The sequence below is a fragment of the Brevundimonas sp. genome, from assembly GCF_030682035.1.
GTDB lineage: Bacteria > Pseudomonadota > Alphaproteobacteria > Caulobacterales > Caulobacteraceae > Brevundimonas.
Genome location: NZ_JAUXQZ010000005.1, coordinates 1 through 1,934 on the forward strand (window position 1 = coordinate 1; position 1,934 = coordinate 1,934).

General features: G+C 62.8%; 2 protein-coding genes. Both read right to left on the reverse strand.

Translation table 11 applies throughout. The features are described from left to right. Window positions 1–138: 138 nt before the first annotated feature. On the reverse strand, window positions 139–495 hold the full coding sequence (locus Q8K49_RS01785; protein ID WP_305303714.1) for a hypothetical protein: 357 nt from the start codon (window positions 493–495) through the stop codon (window positions 139–141). A gap of 16 nt (window positions 496–511) precedes the next feature. Then, a complete protein-coding gene (locus tag Q8K49_RS01790; RefSeq protein WP_305303715.1) occupies window positions 512–1,033 on the reverse strand; it encodes a hypothetical protein in 522 nt (173 codons plus the stop codon). Window positions 1,034–1,934: the final 901 nt, after the last annotated feature.

Genomic DNA, 1,934 nt, shown 5'->3' on the forward strand with positions numbered 1-1,934 from the left:
GGTGTCTCGACGGACGCGACCCGCGGCCGGCGAGCCAGCGCACATGCCCGTGTTGGCTGGTCGGGTTGGGATCGGGCGACGAGTTCCTCTTCGCGCGTGGGAAGCGTGACGAGGTCGATCGCATGGGTCAACGCGAACTCAACAGAGGTCCGCGATCGCCGCCTTCGCGCCTGGACTGAGAAGGGCGCGGAGCGAGTGAAGCACCTCATCGGCGGCGTCATCGCCCGTTCGACCTCCGCCGACCCTCCACTCATTTGCCAAGTCGGTGCGCACAGTCAGCTGCTCATGCCGCGAGGACCAGACCGGCCAGTGCTTTGACCCGGAGCGATCGATCGCATTTATGATCGCGGCAATCGTTGCTCTCTCTACGCCACCTACAGCCCATTGTGTTGTCTCCGACCGCACCGATTCGGCGCGCACATCATACGTCCAACGGATGCGAATAATGGTGCTGTCGTAAAGGCCGCCGTATTCGGCGGTGAGGACGTAACGCACGGCGGGCTCCTGAGCATCAGGTCGGTGAGGAAAGTGCCGCGAGTGCGCCTGCCTGCTCGTCGGTGATCGGCAACAGCGGTGAACCAGGTGGAGGCCAGACGCGAGAGTTCTCCCACGCGGCACTTCTCACACTCGTCGCAACGCCGACTTTGACCCCGGTCTTAGTCAGCTCTGCGAGCAACGCATCACGTTCAAATAGGAAGACGCTGTCGATCACAATCGGGCGTGTCTGGTTCCTTGATGACGCGGCTGCTGTTCGCGGACCGGTGAGCACCAAATAGTAGTCAGGCCGAACAGCAGCGATGTCGAGCAATCCCTCCCGCTTGCCATAAAGCTTCACGTTCACGGAGCGTCCCATGAGCGGGCCGCTGCGGAAGCGGGCGGTTGCAGAAGGCATGAGCTCGATGTCGAACAGCACGCTGGCAATGAACTCGCCGATGTGGCCGGGGAGCGCGGGGCGACCGATCGCTCTCGCGATGTCACCGTCGAGGCGATTCCGTTCTTTGAGCAGAGCGGCGAGGCGGTGCAGCTGTTCCACTCGCGGACGATATCAGCAGACGCATCGGCCAAAACCGATCAAGGGCGTGCGGTCAACTTGAGAAACCATCGGGCAATGGATTCTTCGTCTTTGTAGAGTAGCCGCGAGGTTGGAAGTCCCTCGCGGCCCTCGCCAGATCCGGACAAGGAGATTTCCACCATCCGGCTCCTCCGCCGTCATGACTCGCGGTCCCTCAGGATCTCCACCACGATCTTTCCGCTACCGCCAAAAGTCCCGTTGACACTGTTCCCGACGTCGAACCGTCGACCGTGTTTCCCTCGTGGCGTTCGTGACGACACGGGCCGCCTTTGCATCGGATGGGTCCGGTGTCGGCCGTTCCCCATCGTCATCGCTCTCTTGCAGCCCTCCGACTCCCCTGCCCTCGTCGGCCTGCGCTCCGGTTCCCCTTGCGTTTGGCCTACCTCGAATGCGGACGTCTTCTTTGCCGAGTCCGCGCGTCCGCACGCGGCCCCGTTCGGGGTCTGGTCACCGGCTCCCCGTGGCGCCGGAGTTTGTCGAGGAAGAACAGGAACCTCCCAGGTGCCTGGGCCACCCTCTTCGTGCGTGCCATCGCCATACACTCCGCCATCGCGCTGACATCTCGCCTTCTTGTCGACGTCCGCGCTGTTGCCTTCGAGGCTGAGAAACCTCTCGGCGATGGGATTCGCTGATTTCGGAGCTGGTTCCGACGGCCCACGCGTTCGCGCACCTACGCATCGCCGTCGAGGTCTTTCCTTGGACGTCGCAAGGCTCGCTTCCGATTCGCCGGCTCAGCGTTGATCGGACGGGATTTGCACCCGCTGGATGACAAACCGTATTTCTCGAGGTGGTTCACACCCCTTCACCTCCATCCCTACGGACCAGCCTTGCCTGGTCGCACTCTCAGACCAGCCAACGTTAG